This window comes from Pseudomonas sp. GNP012 (assembly GCF_054343835.1).
This window is the reverse complement of sequence record NZ_JBTGUU010000001.1, coordinates 3,459,634-3,481,904: the sequence shown is the minus strand read 5'-3', so window position 1 is coordinate 3,481,904 and position 22,271 is coordinate 3,459,634. Positions and strand designations below refer to the sequence as shown.

At 61.7% G+C, this 22,271-nt stretch carries 19 protein-coding genes; 10 read left to right on the top strand and 9 right to left on the bottom strand.

Annotation, left to right across the window (positions count from 1 at the left end; translation table 11 throughout):
- The 4 genes from ACXX83_RS15565 to ACXX83_RS15550 form a co-directional block, all read right to left on the bottom strand.
- On the bottom strand, positions 1 to 1,593 hold the full coding sequence (locus ACXX83_RS15565) for a DHA2 family efflux MFS transporter permease subunit (RefSeq protein ID WP_458549029.1): 1,593 nt from the start codon (positions 1,591 to 1,593) through the stop codon (positions 1 to 3).
- Positions 1,590 to 2,711, bottom strand: a complete 1,122-nt coding sequence (locus ACXX83_RS15560) for an HlyD family secretion protein (RefSeq protein WP_458549028.1) — start codon at positions 2,709 to 2,711, stop codon at positions 1,590 to 1,592. The genes ACXX83_RS15565 and ACXX83_RS15560 overlap by 4 nt, the downstream gene beginning before the upstream one ends.
- Positions 2,712 to 3,018: 307 nt before the next feature.
- The gene (locus ACXX83_RS15555; protein WP_008049801.1) at positions 3,019 to 4,200 is read right to left on the bottom strand and encodes an acetyl-CoA C-acyltransferase family protein; all 1,182 of its coding nucleotides are present in this window, start codon (positions 4,198 to 4,200) and stop codon (positions 3,019 to 3,021) included.
- On the bottom strand, positions 4,197 to 4,979 hold the full coding sequence (locus tag ACXX83_RS15550; protein ID WP_458549027.1) for an enoyl-CoA hydratase-related protein: 783 nt from the start codon (positions 4,977 to 4,979) through the stop codon (positions 4,197 to 4,199). The genes ACXX83_RS15555 and ACXX83_RS15550 overlap by 4 nt, the downstream gene beginning before the upstream one ends.
- 214 nt (positions 4,980 to 5,193) lie before the next feature.
- On the opposite strand from ACXX83_RS15550, the gene ACXX83_RS15545 reads away from it, so the two are divergent.
- From ACXX83_RS15545 to ACXX83_RS15515, 7 genes are all read left to right on the top strand, one after another.
- Complete coding sequence (locus ACXX83_RS15545) at positions 5,194 to 6,291, top strand: polyamine ABC transporter substrate-binding protein (protein WP_458549026.1); 1,098 nt, start codon at positions 5,194 to 5,196, stop codon at positions 6,289 to 6,291.
- A 39-nt stretch (positions 6,292 to 6,330) separates the two neighbouring features.
- Complete coding sequence (locus ACXX83_RS15540; RefSeq protein ID WP_458549025.1) at positions 6,331 to 7,749, top strand: aminotransferase; 1,419 nt, start codon at positions 6,331 to 6,333, stop codon at positions 7,747 to 7,749.
- Positions 7,746 to 8,654, top strand: a complete 909-nt coding sequence (locus ACXX83_RS15535; protein ID WP_458549024.1) for a helix-turn-helix transcriptional regulator — start codon at positions 7,746 to 7,748, stop codon at positions 8,652 to 8,654. Before ACXX83_RS15540 ends, ACXX83_RS15535 begins: the two co-directional genes overlap by 4 nt.
- Before the next feature lie 560 nt (positions 8,655 to 9,214).
- Positions 9,215 to 10,609 (top strand): MFS transporter, encoded by a 1,395-nt coding sequence (locus ACXX83_RS15530; RefSeq protein ID WP_458549023.1) that lies wholly within the window; start codon positions 9,215 to 9,217, stop codon positions 10,607 to 10,609.
- Between the two features lie 177 nt (positions 10,610 to 10,786).
- On the top strand, positions 10,787 to 11,287 hold the full coding sequence (locus tag ACXX83_RS15525) for a sigma-70 family RNA polymerase sigma factor (RefSeq protein WP_102675353.1): 501 nt from the start codon (positions 10,787 to 10,789) through the stop codon (positions 11,285 to 11,287).
- A gap of 40 nt (positions 11,288 to 11,327) precedes the next feature.
- The gene (locus ACXX83_RS15520) at positions 11,328 to 12,311 is read left to right on the top strand and encodes a FecR family protein (RefSeq protein WP_458549022.1); all 984 of its coding nucleotides are present in this window, start codon (positions 11,328 to 11,330) and stop codon (positions 12,309 to 12,311) included.
- Positions 12,312 to 12,409: 98 nt separating this feature from the next.
- On the top strand, positions 12,410 to 14,833 hold the full coding sequence (locus ACXX83_RS15515) for a TonB-dependent siderophore receptor (RefSeq protein ID WP_458549021.1): 2,424 nt from the start codon (positions 12,410 to 12,412) through the stop codon (positions 14,831 to 14,833).
- A gap of 140 nt (positions 14,834 to 14,973) precedes the next feature.
- Here ACXX83_RS15515 and ACXX83_RS15510 read toward each other — a convergent pair whose 3' ends face one another.
- On the bottom strand, positions 14,974 to 16,125 hold the full coding sequence (locus tag ACXX83_RS15510) for an MFS transporter (RefSeq protein WP_458549020.1): 1,152 nt from the start codon (positions 16,123 to 16,125) through the stop codon (positions 14,974 to 14,976).
- A 164-nt stretch (positions 16,126 to 16,289) separates the two neighbouring features.
- Between ACXX83_RS15510 and ACXX83_RS15505 the strand changes: the two genes are divergently transcribed.
- Positions 16,290 to 17,282, top strand: a complete 993-nt coding sequence (locus ACXX83_RS15505) for a diaminopimelate epimerase (protein ID WP_458549019.1) — start codon at positions 16,290 to 16,292, stop codon at positions 17,280 to 17,282.
- A 112-nt stretch (positions 17,283 to 17,394) separates the two neighbouring features.
- Here ACXX83_RS15505 and codA read toward each other — a convergent pair whose 3' ends face one another.
- From codA to ACXX83_RS15485, 4 genes are all read right to left on the bottom strand, one after another.
- The gene (gene codA / locus ACXX83_RS15500) at positions 17,395 to 18,639 is read right to left on the bottom strand and encodes a cytosine deaminase (RefSeq protein WP_458549018.1); all 1,245 of its coding nucleotides are present in this window, start codon (positions 18,637 to 18,639) and stop codon (positions 17,395 to 17,397) included.
- A 211-nt stretch (positions 18,640 to 18,850) separates the two neighbouring features.
- Entirely contained in the window at positions 18,851 to 19,669 is an 819-nt protein-coding gene (locus ACXX83_RS15495; RefSeq protein WP_458549017.1) for an alpha/beta fold hydrolase, read from the bottom strand.
- A gap of 213 nt (positions 19,670 to 19,882) precedes the next feature.
- Complete coding sequence (queD, locus tag ACXX83_RS15490) at positions 19,883 to 20,239, bottom strand: 6-carboxytetrahydropterin synthase QueD (RefSeq protein ID WP_003223505.1); 357 nt, start codon at positions 20,237 to 20,239, stop codon at positions 19,883 to 19,885.
- A gap of 75 nt (positions 20,240 to 20,314) precedes the next feature.
- On the bottom strand, positions 20,315 to 21,394 hold the full coding sequence (locus tag ACXX83_RS15485; protein ID WP_458549016.1) for a patatin-like phospholipase family protein: 1,080 nt from the start codon (positions 21,392 to 21,394) through the stop codon (positions 20,315 to 20,317).
- Between the two features lie 248 nt (positions 21,395 to 21,642).
- On the opposite strand from ACXX83_RS15485, the gene ACXX83_RS15480 reads away from it, so the two are divergent.
- Positions 21,643 to 21,951 carry a PepSY domain-containing protein gene (locus ACXX83_RS15480; RefSeq protein ID WP_095968064.1) on the top strand — a complete coding sequence of 103 codons (309 nt, stop codon included), beginning with the start codon at positions 21,643 to 21,645 and terminating at the stop codon, positions 21,949 to 21,951.
- Complete coding sequence (locus ACXX83_RS15475) at positions 21,951 to 22,271, top strand: PepSY domain-containing protein (protein ID WP_015094204.1); 321 nt, start codon at positions 21,951 to 21,953, stop codon at positions 22,269 to 22,271. The genes ACXX83_RS15480 and ACXX83_RS15475 overlap by 1 nt, the downstream gene beginning before the upstream one ends.

Below are 22,271 nucleotides of genomic sequence, written 5' to 3'. Positions count from 1 at the left end.
TCAATGAGCATCGGCACTCGGCGCGGCCGGTGGTTGCACCTTGCGCATCAGGGGCACCATCGCCGTGGCGATGACGAAGCACACCCCGATCATCAGAAACGCGTCGCCATAGGTTTGTGTCTGGGCTTCGCGGTAGGTCAGCAACCATAGCTGATGCAGGCTGGCGGTGACCCCGGCGTCACCGCTCTGGCCGAGGGCGGCGAAGCTGTTGCCGACCTGGGACAGCCATTGGTTGAGGGCCTCGTTGGTGCTGTTGAGGTTTTCCGCCAGCCGGGTGAAATGCAGGTTGGTGCGGTCATTGAGAATGGTCGCACAGGCGGCGATACCGATCGCCCCGCCCAGGTTACGCATCAGGTTGAACAGCCCCGATGCATGTTTGAGCCGCGCCGGTGCCAGGCCGCCGAGGGTCAGCGTTACCGCGGGCGGCACCGCCAGTTGCTGGGCAATCCCGCGCAAGGCTTGCGGCAACATCAATTCCCTGGCCCCCCAGTCATGGGTGATCGGGCTGAAATCCCACATCGATAACGCGAACAGCCCGAGGCCGGTCATCATGATCCAGCGCAGGTCGACGCGGTTGGCCAGAAAGGCATACAGCGGAATCGCCATGATCTGGAACACCCCGGTGGAGAAAACCGCCAGACCAATGTCCAACGCACCGTAGCCACGCACCCGGCCGAGGAACAGTGGCGTCAGGTAAATGGTGGCGAACAGGCCGATGCCAGTGACGAACGAGAAGAAGCAGCCAAGGGCAAAATTGCGATCTTTCAGGGCGCGCAGATCGACAATCGGATTGGCCACATGCAGGGTCCGGCCGATGAATGCCAGCCCGGCCAGGCCGCTGATCCACGCAGTGGTCAGGATTGTGCGATCGCTGAACCAGTTCCAGCGCGGGCCTTCTTCGAGGGTGTATTCCAGGCAGCCGAGGAACAGCGCCAGAAACACCATGCTCAAATAATCCGCGCCTTTGAGTAGCGACAGTTCCGGCTGGTCGATCTTGACCAGCATCGGCACGGCCACGGCGACAAAGATGCCGGGCACCAGGTTGATGTAGAACAGCCAGTGCCAGGACGAGATGTCGGTTATCCAGCCACCGATCACTGGCCCCAGTGTCGGTGCCAGGGATGCCACCGCGCCAATGGTCGCGGCGGCGATCACCCGTTGTTTGCCGGTGAAGAACACGAAGGCCGTGGTGAACACCAGCGGGATCATCGAACCGCCGAGAAAGCCTTGCAAGGCGCGGAAGGCGATCATGCTCTGGATGTTCCAGGCCACGCCGCACAGCAGGCTGGTCAGGGTAAAGCCGACCGCCGATGCGCAGAATAGCCAGCGCGTGGAAAACACCCGGGACAACCAGCCCGACAGCGGGATCACGATGATCTCGGCGATCAGGTAACTGGTTTGCACCCACGCGGTTTCGTCGGTGCCGGCGGAGAGTCCGCCGCCGATGTCACGCAACGAAGCCGAGACAATCTGGATATCCAGCAGCGCAATGAACATGCCGATGCACATGCTGGCAAAGGCGAAGACCTTGGTCGCCGTCGCCATGTCCGCGGCATTGAACGGTTGCGCCGGGGCGGCGAGGGCGCGGCTCATGGCGCGCTGGCCACGGCGGGCGCTTCAGGCTCCTTGCGCGTGTCCACTTCAGCGGTGACCGACAAACCCGGACGCAGGTGGCCGAGCACACTGTCGGCCGGGTCGAGGTGAATCCGCACCGGCACCCGCTGCACGATCTTGGTGAAGTTGCCGGTGGCGTTTTCCGGCGGCAACACACTGAATTGCGAACCGCTGGCGGGGGCGAGGCTGTCCAGGTGACCGTGGAATTCCTGCCCCGACAGTACGTCGGCACGGATCACCACCCGCTGTCCCGGCACCATGTGCGCCAGTTGGTCTTCCTTGAAGTTGGCGTCGACCCACAGGCCGCTGGCCGGCACCACCGAGAGCAATTGCGAGCCGGCCTGGGCATAGGCGCCGACCCGTGCCCGACGGTTGCCGATCACGCCGTCAACCGGTGCCTTCAGTTCGGTGTAGCCGACATTCAATTGCGCCAGATCGCGCTCGGCCCTGGCCTGGATCAAGGCGGCCCGGGCCTGTTGTTTCTGGGTGTCGATCACATTCAACTGGCGCTGAGCGGCCAGCAACTCCGCCTGGGCGCGGTTGCTTTGGGCCTGGGCCGTCTTGAACGTGGCATTGGCGCGCTGGGCGCTTTCCACCGAGACGGCGTTGGTGGACACCAGTTTTTTGTAACGGGCATCGTCATCTCGCGAACGGGTGGCTTCGGCACCGGCGGCGTCGATGCCGGCACGGGCCTGGCCGATGACCGCCTGTTGCAGTTGTTCGGTGGCGTCGAGGTTGGCCAGCAAGGCTTCCTGGGCGGCCACTGCGCCTTCGGCCTTGGCCAGGTTGGCGCGGTAGTCGCGCGAATCGAGACGGATCAGCACATCGCCGGCCTTGACCTTCTGGTTGTCAGTCACCAGCACTTCGTCGATGTAACCTGCCACCTTTGGCCCGATCACCGTGACCTCACCGCCGATGTAGGCATCGTCGGTTTCTTCGATGAAACGCCCGGCCGTCCACCAATGCGCGCCATACACACCGGCCAACACCAACGCTGCAATCCCCATTGTTGGCACAAGCAGGCGCTTGAGCAGGGGACGTTTTGCCGGTTGCACCGGGGCGTCCAGGTCGGGTTCAACGGTGGGCATGCTGGTCATGGAGGGATACCTGTCAGGCGGCGCTTAATTATGATGCCTGTAATATGATGCATGTAATATTTTGCGGCAAATGGTTTTTGCTGCCGGTCGTCAGGTGCTTGGTTCAGAGAGAAGGAGATTCTGCATGCGCTAGAGAACCACTGTGGGAGCGAGCTTGCTCGCGATAGCGGTAGTCCAGTCAACAATGATGGTGCCTGACATGCCGCCATCGCGAGCAAGCTCGCTCCCACAGGGGGTCGCTACTGGTTTACCGGAATGAAAAAGGCCGGTGATCTGCGCGATCACCGGCCTTTTTTGCGGCTATTGCTTAGACGCGTTCAAAAATCGCCGCAATCCCCTGGCCACCACCGATGCACATGGTCACCAGTGCATAACGGCCGCCGGTGCGGTGCAGTTCGTGGATGGCTTTGGTGGCGATGATCGCGCCGGTCGCGCCCACCGGGTGGCCCAGGGCGATGCCCGAACCGTTCGGGTTGACCTTGGCCGGGTCGAGGTCGAGTTCCTGGCTGACGGCGCAGGCCTGGGCGGCGAAGGCGATATTGGCTTCGATCACGTCCAGGTCGGCGACGGTCAGGCCGGCGCGCTTGAGCGCCAGGCGGGTGGCCGGGATCGGGCCCAGGCCCATGAATTCCGGTTCGACGCCGGCGTGGGCGTAGCTGACCAGGCGGGCCAGTGGCTTCAGGTTGTTGGCCTGGACCGCATTGCCGCTGGCCATGACCAGTGCGGCGGCGCCGTCGTTCAGGCCCGAGGCGTTGCCGGCGGTGACCGAACCGTCCTTCTTGAACGCCGGCTTCATCGCAGCCAGCTGTTCCAGGGACGTGGCGCGCGGGTGTTCGTCGACGCTGAACAGTTTGACGCCTTTGCGATCCTGGATTTCCACGGTCGCGATCTGCTCGCTGAAGTAGCCGTTGGCAATCGCGTGGGCCGCGCGTTTCTGGTCTTCCAGGGCCAGGGCGTCCTGCATTTCACGGGTGATGCCGTTGCGCGCGGCGACGTTTTCGGCGGTGATGCCCATGTGGATGCCATGGAAGGGGTCATGCAGGATGCCGAGCATGTAGTCGATGACCTGGGCGTTGCCCATGCGCGAACCCCAACGGGCCGAAGGCATCAGGTAGGGGCCACGGCTCATGGATTCGGCACCGGCGCCGACGACGATGTCGGCATCGCCGAGCATCAGGGTCTGGGCGGCGTTGATGATCGCTTGCAGGCCCGAACCGCACAGGCGGTTGACGTTGTAGGCCGGGGTTTCCTTCGGGATGCCGGCGTTCATCGCGGCGACGCGGGAGATGTAGGCGTCGCGGGTTTCGGTCGGGATCACGTTGCCCATCACCAGATGGCCAACGAGCGCCGGGTCCACGGCGGCTCGTTCCAGGGCGGCTTTCACGGCTGTGGTCGCGAGGTCGGCCAGTGGCACGTCCTTGAGCGAACCGCCGAACGTACCGATGGCGGTACGGGCGGCGCTGACGACGTAGATTTCCGGAGTGTTCATGGCTGGTTTCCTTTCGGTGGATTCTTGTCTGTACTGCGATTGAGCAGGGCGTGCAAGGCGGTTTTCGCCTCGTCGGTATTCAGGCGCTGGATGAACAGCGTGTTTTCTTCGCGCAGGGTGGCTTGCAGTTCCGGCAACGTCGCCTGTTTCATCAATTGCCGGGACTGGCGCAAGGCCTCCCGGGGCAGGGCCAAAAAGCGCTGGGCGATTTTTCTGGCCGCTGCCAGGCATTGCTCGCCGTCATCGAAGGCTTCGTTGGCGATGCCCCAGTTCACCGCGTCGTTGCCGTCCAGGCCGTTGCCCAGCAGGAGCAGGCTCGCGGCGCGGGCATGGCCGAGTCGACGGGGCAGCAACAGGCTGGCACCGAATTCGGGGCACAGGCCGATGTTGACGAACGGCATGCGCAGCTTGGCGTTGCGGGTGACCAACACCTGATCGCAATGCAGCAGCAACGTAGTACCAATGCCGATGGCCGCCCCGCAGACTGCCGCGATCAGCGGTTTTTGCAGGTGCGTGACGACTTTCATCAGGCGAAACGCCGGGGCGTCCAGATGCGTCGGCGGATGCTGGAGGAAATCCACCAGGTCATTGCCGCTGGTGAAGCAGGCCGGGCCGCCGGTGAGGATGATGACGCCGGTCTGCGCGTCTTCGTCGGCGGCCAGCAACAGCTCGGCCAGTTGCGTGTACATGGCGTTGTTCAGCGCGTTGAGCTTGTCCGGGCGGTCGATGGTCAGCGTCAACACGCCGTCGCGTTGCTCGTGTTTGATCAAATCTGTCATCGCAGGCTCCGCAGGGTCGGTTCAGGCTGCCACTTTAAGCGCCGGACAAATCCCGATCTATGGCAAAACGGGTCAACTGCGCTGCCGCTTTTTGCCATGCCTGTGTGCCAAAAACGACACACACCCATTCGGGGTATGGTTCCGCCCGGCCAATCGACCAATAGTGGAGGCATCCGCTCATCCAGAGCCGAACTCGCTATAAGGTGCATTTGCTATGGGCAAGACACTGCTTAAGGTGATTTCCAGTCTGTTTGTTGTACCGTTGACATTGAATGCCTATGCGGACGACAGCAATACGCTGCGGCTGTACAACTGGGCGGATTACATCGGTGAAAAAACCATCGCCGATTTCGAAAAGGCCACCGGTATCAAGGTGGTCTACGACACCTTCGACTCTTATGAAACGGTGCAGGCCAAGTTGCTCACCGGCCATTCCGGTTATGACCTGATCGTGTTGAACGCCTCGCTCGCGCCACCCCTGATCAAGGCCAAGGTGTTCCAGCCGCTGGACAAAAAACAGCTGCCGGGCTGGACCAACCTCGACCCGCAAATCCTCGAGGATCTGCAAGGCTACGACCCCGGCACCCAGTACTCTGCGCCCTACACCTGGGGCAGCAATGGCGTGACCTACAACGTCGACAAGATCAAGGAACGCATGCCGGACGCACCGATCGGTTCGCTGGCGATGATCTTCGATCCGAAGATCGTCTCGCGCTTCGCCGACTGTGGCGTGACCCTGCTCGATGCGCCGACCGAAGTCATTCCGATGGCCTTGACCTACCTGGGGCGTGACCCGAATAGCGCCGCTCCGGCGGATCTGAAAGCCGCTCAGGAGCTGTTGCTGTCGGTGCGGCCGTATATCCGCAAGTTCGACTCGGTCAATTACCTGACCAGCCTGCCCAACGGCGATGTGTGCATGGCTATGACCTGGTCCGGCGATTACGCCACGGCCATGGCCCGCGCAGCAGAAGCCAGGAAGCAAATCAACCTGGCGTACTTCATCCCCAAGGAAGGTTCGCTGATCTGGTTCGACAACCTGTACATCCCGGCCGATGCGACGCACGTCGCCAATGCGCACAAATTCCTGGAATACCTGATGCAGCCGCAGGTGATGGCGGATGTGAGTGACTACATCAATTACGCCAACAGTAACGCGGCGGCCACGCCCCTGTTGAACGCCGAAGTACGCGACAACCCGGCGATCTACCCCGATGCACAGACCCGCAAGCGCCTGTTCCCGCAGAAGACCCAGGACGCCAAGGACATGCGGGCGATTACCCGGGTCTGGAGCACCGTGAAAAGCGGCATCTGATTTGTTCGATCGTGAGTCATTTCGGTTAGAGGTTCATTTATGGCGACGCCAACACGCAGCGTATTTTCCCCAGCGGACGAGTCCCGGCTGGTCAAGGCCGACAAGGCCCATCACATGCACGGCTACCACATGTTCGACGAGCACGCCGAGCAAGGCTCGTTGAACATCGTTGCCGGCGATGGCGCCTACATCTACGACACCCAGGGCAACCGCTTTCTCGATGCGGTGGGCGGCATGTGGTGCACCAACATCGGCCTGGGTCGCGAGGAAATGGCCGAGGCCATCGCCGATCAGGTGCGCCAGCTGGCCTATTCGAATCCGTTTTCCGACATGTCGAACAACGTCGCCATCGAGCTGTGCGAAAAACTCGCCAGCCTGGCCCCCGGCGATCTCGACCATGTGTTCCTGACCACCGGCGGCTCCACCGCCGTGGACACCGCGTACCGGCTGATCCAGTACTACCAGAACTGCCGCGGCAAGCCGGAAAAGAAACACGTCATCGCCCGGTTCAACGCCTATCACGGCTCCACCACCCTGACCATGTCGATCGGCAACAAGGCCGCCGACCGGGTGCCGGAGTTCGATTACGCCAACCCGCTGATCCACCACGTCTCCAACCCCAACCCGTACCGCGCGCCGGACGGCATGGACGAGGCGCAGTTCCTCGAGTTCCTGGTCAAGGAATTCGAAGACAAGATCCTGTCGATTGGCGCGGACAAGGTCGCCGCTTTCTTTGCCGAACCGATCATGGGCTCGGGCGGGGTGATCATTCCGCCCCAGGGTTATCTCAAGCGCATGTGGGACGTCTGCCAGCGCTACGACATCCTGTTCGTCGCCGACGAAGTGGTGACCTCGTTCGGGCGCCTGGGCAAGTTCTTCGCTTCCCGGGATGTGTTCGACGTGCAGCCCGACATCATCACCACCGCCAAGGGCCTGACCTCGGCCTACCTGCCGCTGGGCGCGTGCATCTTTTCCGAGCGCATCTGGAAGGTCATCGCCGAGCCGGGCAAGGGCCGCTGCTTCACCCACGGCTTCACCTACAGCGGCCACCCGGTGTGCTGCACGGCGGCGCTGAAGAACATCGAAATCATCGAGCGGGAAAACCTGCTGGCCCATGTCGACACGGTGGGCGCTTATCTGGAGGAACGTTTGGCAACGCTGCGCGACTTGCCGCTGGTGGGGGATGTGCGCTGCCAGAAACTCATGGCCTGCGTGGAGTTCGTCGCCGATAAACGCACCAAGACGCTGTTCCCCGACGAGATCAACATCGGCGAGAAGATCCACGTGCGGGCCCAGGCCCGAGGATTGCTGGTGCGGCCGATCATGCACCTCAATGTGATGTCGCCACCGTTGATCCTCACGTGTGCCCAGGTCGATGAAATCGTCGAGACCTTGCGCGATTGCATTGTCGAAGTGGCCGCTGAGCTTCAGGCCAGCGGTCAGTATGGCGGCCAATGAATTCGCCACACAGGTTGTTACCAAGGGCCTGCGCACCCGCTAGACTGCGGGGCATGAGCAAACCAGACGACGATACGCTGATCGCGATGCCCTTCGGGGCGTTGCACAAATGGCATGGGGGAATGCGCGAGGCATTCGCCCATGTCGATGAGCCTGACGCCCTGCAGTACCTGGCGTCAGCGTTGGCGCAGCTGGTGTCCGTGGAGTCGATGATGATCAGCCTGGAGCGCAAGGACCGCGCACCACAGCTGCTGCATCAGCGCGGGATTGCCCAGGAGTATCAGGTCTCGATTCTTGAGCGCTATTTTTCCGGGGGCTATTTGCTCGACCCGTTCTGCCTGGCGGTGGAGCAGGGGTTGGCGCAAGGCTTCTATCACCTGGAGGAAATCGCCCCGGACAACTTCTTCGACAGTGACTACTACAAATCCTATTACCTGAAGGCGGGTTGTTCCGAAGACAGCTACTACATCGTCGATACCGGCAATGACACGAAGATTTCTGTCAGCCTCTATCAGGGTTTCGGTGGTGAATGCCTGAGCGACGAACAGTTGAACCTGCTGCGAGCCGTCGAACCGCTGGTGCGGGAATTCATCAGCGAGTTCAGCCAGCGTGGACTGCTGCGCAGTGCCGGGATCGAGCGAGATGACGAGCAAGGCCTGCGCGACGATCTCAAGCATCGGGTGCAGGCGGCGTTCGAGAACTTCGGTTGTGAATTGCTCACCGAGCGAGAGCGGGAAGTGGCGCACATGGTGTTGCGCGGGCATTCGGTGAAGTCCACGGCCAGCCAGATGAACATCTCGCCGGAAACCGTACGCATGCACCGCAAGAACCTGTACCTGAAACTGGAGGTGGGTTCGCAGTCGGAGTTGTTTGCGCTGTTTATCGAGTGGTTGCGCAGGCATTAACCAGCAAAAGATCGCAGCCTGCGGCAGCTCCTGCAAGGAGCGTGTGTCGCGTCGCGTTACCTGGGCCCAAGAGCCTGTTTAACGGGTTTATTCGATTACATGTCGTATTTTCAGGGCGGTCAGGCCGTTCAGGTCTAAGGGGTTTTCTTGTTGACAGTATCCCATGGTACTGGCTATAAATCTCTTAAGTCATACGACGACGTATGACATGCGTGTCCAAACTAAAAATAAAAAGAGTGTCGACCCCAACATGAATCCAATCGCCTCCCTCTCGCCCCTGAAGTTCCCGTGTTCAGCCATTGGCTTCTACGCCCACACACCCTTGCGTCCGTTATCTGTGACAACCCGTCACTGACTCGCGTGAGAAACGCAGGCTGAGCAATCAGTCCCTGTTTTTCTGTGAGTTGTCTGATGAGTTGTCCGAAATCAGTTGGCCCAATCCCTCGGCGGAACAGGGCCCGTTTCGTCTGGACTGATGCATTGAAGTGAAGCCCGGCGGCCCAATCGATCTCGTTTTACACCGAGAGATCATCACCAAAAATCTACAATAAAGTGATGCCATGAACCTCAACGAGCCAATTACTGCGCAACGCGTCAGCCAGTCTGTCGGTAAATACCGATGGACCATTTGTGCATTGTTGTTTTTTGCAACCACCGTCAATTACCTCGACCGCCAGGTGCTCAGCCTGCTGGCGCCGGAGCTGTCGAGGCAATTTGGCTGGAGCAACACCGATTACGCCAACATTGCCGCGGTCTTCCAGTTCACCTACGCGATTTCCATGCTGTTCGCGGGCCGTGTGGTCGACAAGATCGGCACCAAGGCTGCTTTTGTGGTGGCGATTTGTGTTTGGTCGACCGGCGCCGTCATGCACGCCTTTGCAGAACCCATGGGCGAGGGTATCGCCGCCATCTGTGCCGCGCTCGGTATTGCGGTCATCCCGGTCTCGATCGCCGGCTTCATGCTGTCGCGCGCCGTGCTGGCGGTCGGTGAGTCGGCCAACTTCCCGGCCGCAATCAAGGTCACCGCTGAGTATTTCCCGAAGAAGGAACGCTCCTTCGCCACCGGCATCTTCAACTCCGGGGCCAACGTCGGCGCGATCCTGGCCCCCATTTCGGTGCCGCTGATCGCTGGCCTGTGGGGCTGGCAGGTAGCGTTCATCGTGATCGGCATGCTGGGCTTTATCTGGATGGGCGTATGGCTGGTGTTGTACGACAAGCCGGAGCAGCAGAAGCGCCTGTCGGCACAGGAACTGGCGCACATTCGCAGTGATTCCCCCGCCAGCGCCGCAGTGCAGACGGGCGTCGGCAAAAAGGTTTCGTGGTTCCAATTGCTGAAATACCGTCAGACGTGGGCGTTCGCCTTCGGCAAGTTCATGACCGATGGTGTGTGGTGGTTCTTTCTATTCTGGCTTCCGACCTACCTGTCGGAGCAGTACGGCCTGAAAGGCGCAGCCATCGTGGTGCCGCTGGCCGTGCTGTACAGCATGACCATGGTGGGCAGTATTGGCGGCGGCTGGTTCCCCAGCTATTTCATGGCACGTGGCGACAAGCCGTATGACGGCCGCATGAAAGCCATGCTGGTGATTGCCGTTTTCCCGTTGGTCGTGCTGTTGGCGCAGCCATTGGGTCACATCAGCGTCTGGGTACCGGTGTTGCTCATCGGTGTGGGCGCGTCGGCGCATCAGGCCTGGTCGGCCAACATCTTCACCACGGTGTCGGACATGTTTCCGCAAAAGACCGTCGCATCCGTGGTCGGCATTGGCGGTATGGCGGGTGGGTTGGGCGGAGTCTTGCTGACCAAGATCGGTGGCTGGGTGTTCGACTACTACAAATCGGTGGGTGAAATCCGTACCGGCTACATGATCATGTTCGCCGTCTGCGCGCTGGCCTATCTGGTGGCGTGGAGTGTGATGAAGATGCTGGTGCCTCGCCACAAGGAAATTACCGACCTGTGAATTTCGGCTTCGATGGCATCTGCCAGGCGGACTAACCCATCGGATTGAACAAGGCCGCTGAGCAATCAGCGGCCTTTTGCGTTTCGGGCTACAGGGAGCGCGTTTGAGGCGGCAAGCGATTGCTTTGGTTTAATAAGAAGCATTACTATTCACGCCCCGTTTCCACAGCACAGCGCAATGACCCTCAAGCTGCCCCGCAGACACGGCTTTTTCGAGCATTACGAAGAGTTGGTTGGTACCTGGACCCGTCGCCTGAGGAATCGTCAGCAGGCCGAGGACCTGGCCCACGATACCTTTGTGCGGGTGCTTGAGTCCGATTCGGCGCGGGTTGAACAGCCCCGGGCGTATTTGCACCAGACTGCGCGCAACATTGCCGTGGATGGTTATCGGCGTGAGGACCGGCGGGGCGCCATGGAGTCAGAGGCGATCGATCTCAGTGAGTCGCCGAGCGGCGACCCGGAGCATTTCATGCACGCGATCCAGCTGGCTGATTCCATCGAACGGGCGCTCTGCGAGTTGCCGGTCAACTGCCGCAAGGTGTTTGTCTGGCAGAAAATCGAGGGCCTGACCCAGGCCGAAATCGCCGAACGCCTGGGGCTGTCCAAGAACATGGTGGAAAAGTATATGATCCGCACGCTTCGGCACCTGCGTGATCGCCTGGACGGGTTGCAGTCATGATCGGTCGCGCCATCTCCTCCCCAGCCCAACAGGAACTTCCATGATGGATACTCGTGATTGTGCGTGCGGGCAAACAACGGTTCGCGATGACGCGGCGCTATGGTTTGTACGTTTGCAGGAACCTGTCGTCGATGTCGAAGTGCGTCGCCGGTTTCAGGCCTGGCTGGACGAACACCCCCAACACCGGAACGAATTCGAAGTGCTCCAGGGGGTGTGGCGCGCCGCCGATTTGCTGCCGGCGGCGCGTTTGCGTGCCTTGTGTGAAACCCCGCCAGCCCTGAAAAAACCTCGTCCGGTGCTGCGTTACGCGGTAGCCGCCAGCGTGCTCGCGGTGGCGCTCGGCCTGGGTCTGTTCAGCAGCCTGAATCATCCAGCGCCTTACACGGCCGAGTTTTCAACGGCCCTGAATGAGCGGCGCCATGTGGCGTTGCCGGACGGTTCGGTGGTGGATCTGGACAGCCGCAGCCGGATTCAGGTGCGTTTTGAAAAGGGTCAACGCCACGTTGAGCTGAGCGAAGGCGAAGCGATGTTCAGCGTCGAGCACGACACCCGCCGACCCTTTGTGGTCGAGTCGGGCAGCGGCAAGGTCACGGTCACCGGCACCCGGTTCGACGTACGCCGTGGCGCCAGCGAAACCCGGGTGGTGGTGGAGCAGGGCACGGTCAAGGTTCAGGGGCGCGAGGCTGCCGATAACGATTTCATCCATCTGACAGCAGGCCTGGGCACCCACGTCGATGCCCTGGGCAAGGTCGCGGCCGCCTACGCCGTCAACCCGGCGGAAATGACTGCCTGGCGCAGCGGCAAACTGGTGTTCAACAACGCCCGCCTGGCTGACGTCGCCGAGCAGGTCTCACGTTATCGGGAGAAACCGCTCAAGGTCGCCAGCGCAGCGGTCGGCGATCTGCGCCTGACCAGCGTGTTCAAGTCCGACAACACCGATGCACTGCTCAAGGCCTTGCCGAGCATTCTGCCGGTGGCCGTGCGTACCCTTGGCGATGGCAGCCAGGAAATAATTTCAAAATAAAATTCAGGTTTTTTTCGAGTTCATCGTCTTCCTGTTCAACTGCAACTGGTTTGCATTAACAAGCGCACACTTTTGCGATCCACAGGATTACGTTCGACGTGAAAAATTCCACCACTAAAAACAACAAATTCCCCTGGTTGCCGCTGGCTCTCGCCCTGGCGGTCAACGTTGCGCTGCCCCAGGCCTTTGCCGCCGACGGCATCCGCATCCCGGCGCAACCCTTGGGGCAAGCCTTGAGCCAATTGGGCCAGCAAACCTCGCTTCAGGTGTTCTTCAGCCCTGAGCTGGTCGCCGGCAAACAGGCTCCGGCGGTGGACGGCAATATGTCCCCGGAAGACGCACTGCGCCAGTTGCTGCAAGGCAGCGGCCTGCAATACCAGATCGATGAAGGTTCGGTGACCCTGATGCCGGCGCCGACTTCGGCGGCCAACGGCCCGCTGGAGCTTGGCGTGACCGACATCAAGGTGGTGGGCGACTGGCTCGATGACGCCGATGCCGTCTTGGTGCAGAACCACCCTGGCGCACGAACGGTGGTGCGCCGCGAAGCCATGATCGAGCAGGGCGCGATGAACGTCGGCGACGTGTTGAAACGGGTTCCCGGCGTGCAAGTGCAGGACGCCAACGGCACCGGTGGCAGCGACATTTCCCTCAACGTCGGCGTGCGCGGCCTGACTTCGCGCCTGTCGCCTCGCTCCACCGTGCTGATCGACGGCATCCCGGCGGCGTTCGCGCCCTACGGGCAGCCACAACTGTCCATGGCACCGATTTCCTCCGGCAACCTCGACAGCATCGACGTGGTACGCGGTGCCGGCTCCGTGCGCTACGGGCCGCAAAACGTCGGCGGTGTGATCAACTTCGTGACCCGCGCGATCCCGGAACAGGCCTCCGCGGAAATCGGCACCACCCTGGAAACGTCGCAGCACGGTGGCTGGAAACACATCGACACGGCGTTCATGGGCGGCACCGCCGACAACGGCATGGGCGTGGCGCTGTTGTACTCCGGCGTGAACGGCAACGGTTACCGTGAAAGCAACAACGGTAACGACATCGACGACGTGATCCTCAAGACCCATTGGGCGCCGACCGATGTCGACGATTTCAGTCTCAACTTCCACTACTACGACGCCAAGGCCGACATGCCCGGCGGCCTGACCCAGGCGCAGTACGATGCCGACCCGTTCCAGTCGGTGCGCGACTACGACAACTTCAGCGGCCGTCGCAAGGATGTGTCGTTCAAGTGGGCGCGGCAGATCGACGATCGCACCCAGGCCGAAGTGCTGACTTACTACACCGACAGTTTTCGTGGCAGCACCATCGCCTCCCGTGACCTGAAGACACTCAATTCCTATCCGCGCAGCTACTACACCTTCGGTATCGAACCACGGGTGTCCCATGTGTTCGATGTGGGCCCGACCACCCAGGAAGTCAGCGTCGGTTATCGCTACCTGAAAGAGGCCATGCACGAAGAGGCCAGCCGAGTGGCGCTGGTCAACAACGAGCCCGTCGTGCGTCCGGGGGCGGACGGCCATGTCTATCAGGACCGCACCGGTGGAACCGAGGCCAATTCGGTCTACGTCGACAACAAGATCGATGTGGGCAACTGGACCGTCACCCCGGGTATTCGCTTCGAGCACATCAGCACCGACTGGCATGACCGCCCGGTACTCGATAATGCCGGTAAACCGGTGCCGGAGAAAAAACGCAGCATCGAAAGCAACGAGCCGCTGCCGGCCCTAAGCGTGATGTACCACATGTCCGAGGCCTGGAAGCTGTTCGCCAACTACGAAACCTCGTTCGGCGCGCTGCAGTATTTCCAGCTGGGGCAGGGCGGTATCGGTGATGAGCCTGCCAACGGCCTGCAGCCGGAAAAGGCCAAGACCTACGAAATCGGTACGCGCTACAACGATGACGTGTGGGGCGGTGAGGTGACGCTGTTCTACATCGACTTCGACGACGAACTGCAATACATCAGCAACGATGTGGGCTGGACCAACCTCGGCGCGACCAAGCACCAGGGCATCGAAACCTCGGTGCACTACGATCTGGCGGCGCTGGACCCACGCCTCGACGGCCTGACCGCCAACGCCGGTTTCACTTACACCCGCGCCACTTATGAAGGTGAAATCCCGGGCTTCAAGGGCCGTGACCTGCCGTTCTACTCCCGTCAGGTGGCCACCGCCGGCCTGCGTTACGACATCAACCGCTGGACCTGGAACCTCGATGCGTTCGCCCAGTCGAAACAGCGCTCGCCGGGCACCGGTGTGAACGCCGATGGCAGTTTCAACGGTAACTACATCACCGAAGGCTCCGCCGACGGCCAGTTCGGCGACATTCCGGGTTACGTGACCTGGAACGTGCGTAGCGGCTATGACTTTGGCCCGCAGGTGTCGAACCTGAAACTGGGTGCCGGGGTGAAAAACATCTTCGACAAGCAGTACTTCACCCGCTCCAGCGACAACAACTCGGGCATGTACGTCGGCGCGCCGCGTACGTTTTTTGTGCAGGCCAGTGTTGGGTTCTAGCCCATCTGTGGCGAGGGGGCTTGCCCCCGTTGGGCCGCGAAGCGGTCCCGAATCCGGTAACTTCAGTTCTACAGATAGAACGCATTAGCCGATTTGCGACTGCTGCGCAGCCGAACGGGGGCAAGCCCCCTCGCCACAATTCAGACTTTCAACACCTTGCCGCCAATGGCCACCGCCACCAGCAGCACCGCCATCAACCCGAAGGCAAAACTCAAGCTGGCGCCATGGGCGACAAAGCCGATCAGCGCAGGCCCTGCGAGTATTCCCGCATAACCCAGGGTGGTAATGGCCGGCACGGCGATGCTCTCGGGCATGACCGTCTGCTTGCCCACGGCGGTGTACAACACCGGCACGATGTTCGAGCAACCGGCGCCCAGCAGCGTGTAACCCACCAGCGCCGCCTCCCAACTCGAGGCGAACGTCGCCAGAAACAAGCCCGCGGCAGCCGTCAGCCCGCCGAACACAATCACCCGTGTCGCGCCCAGCCGCCGCACGATTTTGTCGCCGGTCAAGCGTCCGGCCGTCATGGTCAAGGCAAACGCCGCATAGCCGAGGCCCGCGTACGCCGTGTCGATGTCACGTTCCTGTGCCAGGAATACCGCGCTCCAGTCCAGCGCCGCGCCTTCGGCGAGGAACACGATAAAGCACATGCCACCGATAAACAGGACGATGCCATGGGGCACCGCGAACGCCGGCCCCGAGCTCTCGCTGCCGTAGGGCAACAGATGCGGTACGGCCCTGGCCAATGCGATCAGCAGCATCACGATCACCACCAGCGTGGCCCCCAACGGCGAAATCCCCAGGCCCAGCAAGCCGCTGACGCCTGCCGCGCCGACTATCCCGCCGAGGCTGAACAGGCCATGGAAACCCGACATCATGTTTTTGCCGCTGGCGCGCTCGACGATCACCGCTTGCAGGTTGACCGTCGAATCCACTGTGCCGAGGCCCGCGCCGAACATGAACAGCGCCGCGATCAAGGCCGGAATCGATGACACCGTGGCCAGCAGCGGCAGGGCGGCACAGATCAGCAAGGTCCCGCCGGTCGTCACCCGTCGGCAGCCGAAACGCGTGGCCAGGATCCCGGCCATCGGCATCGCCAGGATCGAACCTACCCCCAGGCACAGCAGCAACAGGCCCAGGGTGCCTTCATCCAGCCCGGCCCGGGCCTTGGCATAGGGCACCAGCGGCGCCCACGCGGCGATACCGAACCCGGCAATGAAAAAGGCGATGCGCGTGGACATCTGTTCCAGGCGGCCGGGAACGAAGGTGGTTTGGCTGTTGAGGCTGGTCATATCAATCCCTGGCAAAAATGTTACGTCCTCAACGGACAGTGATCGATCGAGGAGGGTTCGATCAGTGCCCGGAAAGTTTTACGGTCAAACAGGGCGACATCGTTGCACAGCGCCGCTGTTTTTCGCGATATGTTGAGCCATTCCAATGACACACGGAGGGCGCCATGGCGCAGAGGTACGATGCACGGGGCAATATTTACATCGTGGTAGCGCCCGAAGAATTGCGCCACCAGGGCATCGACTTGCCCGATCAGGCCAGCCACGCGGCACAAACTCGTCAGGCATGGGCTGCGGCGGCCATCGAAGCCTGCTGCAACTGGGCACCCGGCACCCAACAGGCCGGCAGCAAGGATCATCGCAGCGACGGATTGCTGGTCGGACCGTTCCAGTCCTCGCCACCCTTTGACCTGTTGATCGTCAACACCGACGGGACCCTGGCCGAACGCAGTGGCAACGGCCTGACGATTTTTTCCCAGGCGTTGAGCGACCAAGGGCTTTTACCCGGCGACGAAGCCTGTCTGCTCAGGGTTCACCACGACAAGTCCGACACGCCTTCACCGGGGCAGACTTCGGTGAAAGCCGCTGAAGTCGAGGACGTGCAGGGTTTCTGGCTCGACCTTGGCCAGCCTGGTTTCGGGCCGTCGGCGGTCAGTGCCGAGGGCGTTGAAACGGCGCTGTTGGATGGCCGCGAACTCAGCCATGTCAAACCGCTGTCGGCACTCAATGGCGCATGGTCGCGCAGCCAGTTCGCGCGGGTCGGTAATCCGCATTGCGTGACGCTGGTCGAAAACGCCGACGATTTGCCGAGCAACGAGCAGATGCGAGAACCGGCGCTGGGTGACGGGTTGATGCGAATTGCCTACGCCATGCCGGTCGGTGCAGGCAAACCCTGTCCGGCGGGGATCAATCTGCAATGGGCGACGCGCTTGTCCGAAGGACACATCGCCGCGCGGGTATTCGAGCGTGGCGAGGGGCCGACAGCGTCTTCGGGGACCAGCGCCAGTGCGGTGGCCTGCGCGGCCTGGCGCGTGGGTTGGGTCAGTGCCGGGGAAGTGAAGGTGACCATGCCGGGTGGCACGGCGCCGATCTTGCTGGAAGAGGAGCGGGGGGAGTTGAGTCGGGTCAGTCTGTTTGGTACGGCTCGAATGATTGATTGACTTCAAAATAGCCTTCGCGGGCAAGCCCGCTCCCACAGGGTTTTGTGAACGACACAAATCTACTGTGGGAGCGGGCTTGCTCGCGAAGAGGCCAGTTCAGTCAGCACCAGACTCAATTCAGACCAGCGAACTCCACCACCGGCATCGTCCGCTTCATCAACACCTTGCCCTCGCGCACCGAGTACAGCGGCAACCCCTGGCTGCGGATCACCTCGTAATCACTCTCCGCCGACAGAATCAGCAGGTTCGCCGGCCGCCCGCGCTCCAGGCCATAGCGTTCGCCGAGGTTCATGGCCCTGGCGCTGTTGTCCGTCACCAGGTCCAGCGCGCTTTGCAGGTTGCGATAACCGAGCATGTGGCAGATGTGAAGCCCGGCCTCGAGCACCCGCAGAATGTTGCCATTGCCCAGCGGGTACCACGGATCGACGATGGAGTCCTGGCCAAAGCACACGTTCATGCCCGCTTCCAGCAACTCGTTGACCCGGGTCACGCCCCGGCGTTTCGGGAAGCTGTCGAAGCGACCTTGCAGGTGGATGCTTTCGGTGGGGCAGGAGACAAAGCTGATCCCCGAATGCCCGAGCAAGCGAAACAGCTTGGCGCAGTAGGCGTTGTCGTAGGAGCCCATGGCCGTGGTGTGGCTGGCCGTGACCCGCGAACCCATGTCGCGGCTGCGGGCCTCTTCGGCGAGCACTTCGAGAAAGCGTGAATGCGGGTCGTCGGTTTCGTCGCAATGCACGTCGACCAGGCAACCGCTGCGTTCGGCCAGGTCCATGAGGAACTTCACCGAGCTGACACCCTGGTCGCGGGTGTACTCGAAATGCGGAATGCCACCGACCACGTCCGCGCCCATGCGGATCGCTTCTTCCATCAATTCGCGACCATTGCGGTACGACTCGATACCTTCCTGAGGGAACGCGACGATTTGCAGGTCGACCAGGTGCCGGCTTTCATCACGCACTTCGAGCATCGCCTTGAGCGCGGTCAGTTGCGGGTCGGTGACGTCGACGTGGGTGCGTACATGCTGGATGCCGTGGGCGGCGAGGGCCTGGATGGTTTTTTTGGCGCGGGTCTTGGTGTCTTCGTGGGTGATGGTCGCCTTGCGTTCGCCCCAGCACTCGATGCCTTCGAACAGCGTGCCACTCATGTTCCAGCGCGGCTCGCCGGCGGTCAGGGTGGCGTCGAGGTGGATGTGCGGCTCGACAAAGGGCGGCACCACCAGATTGCCGCCGGCATCCAGGTCGCCAGGGCCCAGGGTCGGGGCCTCGATCTGGCGGGCGATGCTGCTGATCAGGCCGTTTTCCAGGTTCAACTCATGCAGTCCTTCCTGGTTGCGCAGACGGGCGTTGATGATGTGCATCGGGCGAGTCCTTTTAGCGAGTCGTATTGGCAATACCTTTACGTTAGCTCGCCAACGGCGGTCCCCGCCAGTGACATTGATCACTGTAGAACCAATGTGGGAGCGAGCCTGCTCGCGAAGGCGGTGTGTCAGCCCATTCGATGTCGGAGGTGACATTGTCTTCGCGAGCAGGCTCGCTCCCACAGGGGATTGGGTTTGTTCAGGAGAATTGTTACAGGGGCAGGAATCGCAGCAGCGCGGCGACTATGGCTTCGGGCGCATCTTCCTGAACCAGATGACCGGCGTTGGGTATCGGATGGAACTGCGCACCGGGAATCATCTGCTGCAAGGCCCACCCGCGTTCGACGGGAATCCACTGATCGTCTTCACCCCAGAGAATCTGCACCGGGCAGCGAATCGTCGGGTACAGACCTTCGGCCTCACGGGTATAGCGCTCGTCCATCTGCGCGATCTGCCGGTAGAACGCCGCTTGCCCCCGCTCCCCCAGCCACGGCAGAACGTAGGGGGCGAGTTCGGCGTCGGGAATTTCGCGCTGGATGGCCCCGCGAATGTAGGTCGGCACGATGGCCCGCTGGATGTAATCGGGCAGTCCGCTGAACGCCGCTTCATGCTGGCGCACATGCTGCACGAATGGCGAACCCCAGGGCGTCAGCGCCACCGGATCGATCAGCGTCAGGCTGCGGTAATCCTTGCTATTGAGCAGATGCGTGCGCAGAGCGGTGGCGCCGCCGAAGTCGTGGGCCACTACGTCGGGGCGATCCAGACCCCAATGCTCCAGCAACTGCGTCAGCAATTCGTTCTGCACACCCAGGGACACGTCGCCATCGACTTTCTCGGATTGCCCGTAGCCCAGCAAATCAAAATAGTGCACCCGGTGCGTGGTGATGAAGTGCGGGGCAATCCGGTGCCAGACACAGGAGGAGAAGGGCGTGCCATGCACGAACACCAGCGGCGGGCCATCGCCGCGTACGGCGTAGCGCACGGAGTGCCCTTTGAAGCGATAGGTCTGGGGCAGTGGCCAGTCAGTCATGGGCTTGTCCTCTTGGCGGGGGAAGAGGCAAAAAGCATAGGCATAAAAAAACAGCCGATGAAGGCTGTTCTTTATTTCTCTGACAAAACGCTGTTCCCCTGTAGGAGTGAGCTTGCTCGCGAAGAACGTCAACGATTACGCGTGGTATCTGGCAGCCCGCGGTGCTCTGGCGTCCATCGCGAGCAGGCTCGCTCCTACAAGGGGGCGGTGTCTTTATTCGCCGCGATAGATGCAGCCGCTGGTGCAGGTTTCGTGGATACGAATCGCACTGAGCTCCGGCAACAACGGCTTCATCTCATTCCAGATAAACTTGGCCAACACTTCGCTGGTCGGGTTTTCCAGGCCGGGAATGTCGTTCAGGTAGTTATGGTCCAGACGCTCGTACAGCGGCTTGAAGATCGCCTTGATCTCGGAGAAGTCGCGGATCCAGCCGGTGTGCGGATCAAGATCGCCGCTCAAATGGATCGCCACTTTGAACGAGTGACCGTGCAGGCGCCCGCACTTGTGGCCGTCCGGTACGTGGGGCAGGCGGTGGGCGGATTCGAAAGTAAATTCCTTGAAGATTTCCACAGTGTTTTCAGCTCTGTTCAGGTGGCGTTCGCCGCAGCGATTCGGGCAGGCGGCGAGTTTACCAGTTTGTCCTGACTAAAGGGTCAGCAAGCGCTCGCCGAGGCGACCGTTGGCGGCCAGTTCGAGGAATTCGTCGCCCAGGCGGCGGCTTTCCTCCATGGTGGTGCGCCAGTATTTCTGCCGGCTCGGGGCGTCGCCCATGAAGCGCTTGAAGTCGTTACGGTCCGGCAGTTTGCCGTAGGGCAGGCGCGCCAGGTATTCCTTCGACGGTGCCAGCAGCAGCACGTTTTGCAAGCGGGCCGGGCAGGCGCGGCGCCATGGCAGGGTCTTGTCGAACCAGCCGGGAATCACCCGGTCGGTGAAATGCGGGTAGAGCACGATGTCATTGCCGCTGTAGGGCAGGTCCAGGTGATAGTCCAGCAGACCGCCGTCGCGGAAGGTGCCGGTGCCGGCGCCCGGCAGGTCGCGCACGCCTTCCATCACCATCGGGATCGAGCCCGAAGCCAGCAGGGCCTGACGCAAATTGCCGGCATCGAGGGCGACGAAGCGCGACGGGAAGTCGTTCAAGGCGTCGACCGGCGGCGCCAGGCGCGGGTCGTGGATGATCAGGCGTTCGAAGTGCCGGGCCAGCCGCGCCCGGCCGCGCAGGTTGTCGGCAATGACCGAGGACAGCCCCAGCCCCAGGCGACCGCGATGGTCGTCGGCGAGCAGGCCGTGGCTTTTGACCACCATGATATTCAGGCGGTAGGCGCTGTTGCCGAGGATCGAGGCATCACGACCGTCGAGCAGGTCATCGAGCATGCGCCGCGAGCTCTGACTGATTTGCGCCATGGTCACGCCCTTGGCAAAGTTTTGCTCGGTGTACAGCTGCCCGAGACGCCGGATGCCCTCGGCGGCGTCCGGCAGGCAGGCGCTGGCGAAGCGCCAGGAACCCACCGATGCACCAATCAGCGAGCGCTCCCGTGGTGCCGCCGGCAGCCACTCGCCGAACAGCGCCAGGTCCAGCCCCTGAATCCCCAGCGCCTTCGGACCGCCGGCTGCACCGGGCAGGGTGCCGACCTCGGCGGCGTTCAGGCCGCTCTCACGGATGCGCGCAAAAGCTCGCGGACCGGCCTTGAGGGTCAGGGAAGGAAACTTGATGTGGATGGCGGTCATACCGGTCTCGAATGTTGGCAAGCGGGGAAATATAAACACGACATCCCCTGTAGGAGCGAGCCTGCTCGCGATGGTCGTCAACGATTACGCTGGTAACCTGACACCCCGCGGCGTTCCAAGGTCCATCGCGAGCAGGCTCGCTCCTACAGGGGATGCGGTATGGCCAATGATGGCCATTCAGTTTCAATTAAGTTCATCCGGTTAAGGTGTCGTCCACAGGCAGCACCTGAAGAAATACGGAGACACCCATGAAAACCCCGACAGCCCTGTTCACCGCGTGCATCGTCGGCATGATCGCGAGCATCGCCCATGCCCGGGAACTTGGCCCGGATGAAGCGCTGAGATTGCGCGACGCTGGTACCATTGTCTCGTTCGAGACACTCAATGCCAATGCAGTGGCCAGGCATCCAGGCTCCACCGTCAATGAATCCGAGCTGGAGCAGCATTACGGCAGGTACTTGTACAAGGTAGAGCTGCGCGATCCGCAGGGTATCGACTGGGATCTGGAATTAGACGCTGTCAGCGGGCAGGTTCTCAAGGATCATCAGGATTGGTAATGAAGGTGTTTTTATCCAATCGATGCACCGGCAGCCGGATGGCGCTGGTGCTTCTGGCATTTTGCTCGGCAGTGATGGCTCGCGACCTGGACCAGGACGAAGCCCTGCACCTGCGTCAACAGGGCGTGATCCTGCCGCTGGAGCAACTGCTGCAGCAGGCAATGGATCGCTACCCCGGCGCGAAACTGCTGGAGGCCGAGCTCGAAGAAAAACACGACGTCTACATTTATGAAGTCGAGCTGCTGACCCCTGAAGGCGTGGTCCGCGAGCTGGACATCGATGCCACCACCGGCCGTTTACTCAAAGACAAGGAAGACTGA

Excerpts from the sequence above, each read along its gene's own strand:
- ACXX83_RS15565 (WP_458549029.1), bottom strand. The coding sequence starts at position 1,593 with ATGAGCCGCGCCCTCGCCGCCCCGGCGCAACCGTTCAATGCCGCGGAC.
- ACXX83_RS15560 (WP_458549028.1), bottom strand. The coding sequence starts at position 2,711 with ATGACCAGCATGCCCACCGTTGAACCCGACCTGGACGCCCCGGTGCAA.
- ACXX83_RS15555 (WP_008049801.1), bottom strand. The coding sequence starts at position 4,200 with ATGAACACTCCGGAAATCTACGTCGTCAGCGCCGCCCGTACCGCCATC.
- ACXX83_RS15550 (WP_458549027.1), bottom strand. The coding sequence starts at position 4,979 with ATGACAGATTTGATCAAACACGAGCAACGCGACGGCGTGTTGACGCTG.
- ACXX83_RS15545 (WP_458549026.1), top strand. The coding sequence starts at position 5,194 with ATGGGCAAGACACTGCTTAAGGTGATTTCCAGTCTGTTTGTTGTACCG.
- ACXX83_RS15540 (WP_458549025.1), top strand. The coding sequence starts at position 6,331 with ATGGCGACGCCAACACGCAGCGTATTTTCCCCAGCGGACGAGTCCCGG.
- ACXX83_RS15535 (WP_458549024.1), top strand. The coding sequence starts at position 7,746 with ATGAATTCGCCACACAGGTTGTTACCAAGGGCCTGCGCACCCGCTAGA.
- ACXX83_RS15530 (WP_458549023.1), top strand. The coding sequence starts at position 9,215 with ATGAACCTCAACGAGCCAATTACTGCGCAACGCGTCAGCCAGTCTGTC.
- ACXX83_RS15525 (WP_102675353.1), top strand. The coding sequence starts at position 10,787 with ATGACCCTCAAGCTGCCCCGCAGACACGGCTTTTTCGAGCATTACGAA.
- ACXX83_RS15520 (WP_458549022.1), top strand. The coding sequence starts at position 11,328 with ATGATGGATACTCGTGATTGTGCGTGCGGGCAAACAACGGTTCGCGAT.
- ACXX83_RS15510 (WP_458549020.1), bottom strand. The coding sequence starts at position 16,125 with ATGACCAGCCTCAACAGCCAAACCACCTTCGTTCCCGGCCGCCTGGAA.
- ACXX83_RS15505 (WP_458549019.1), top strand. The coding sequence starts at position 16,290 with ATGGCGCAGAGGTACGATGCACGGGGCAATATTTACATCGTGGTAGCG.
- codA (WP_458549018.1), bottom strand. The coding sequence starts at position 18,639 with ATGCACATCATCAACGCCCGTCTGCGCAACCAGGAAGGACTGCATGAG.
- ACXX83_RS15495 (WP_458549017.1), bottom strand. The coding sequence starts at position 19,669 with ATGACTGACTGGCCACTGCCCCAGACCTATCGCTTCAAAGGGCACTCC.
- ACXX83_RS15485 (WP_458549016.1), bottom strand. The coding sequence starts at position 21,394 with ATGACCGCCATCCACATCAAGTTTCCTTCCCTGACCCTCAAGGCCGGT.
- ACXX83_RS15480 (WP_095968064.1), top strand. The coding sequence starts at position 21,643 with ATGAAAACCCCGACAGCCCTGTTCACCGCGTGCATCGTCGGCATGATC.
- ACXX83_RS15475 (WP_015094204.1), top strand. The coding sequence starts at position 21,951 with ATGAAGGTGTTTTTATCCAATCGATGCACCGGCAGCCGGATGGCGCTG.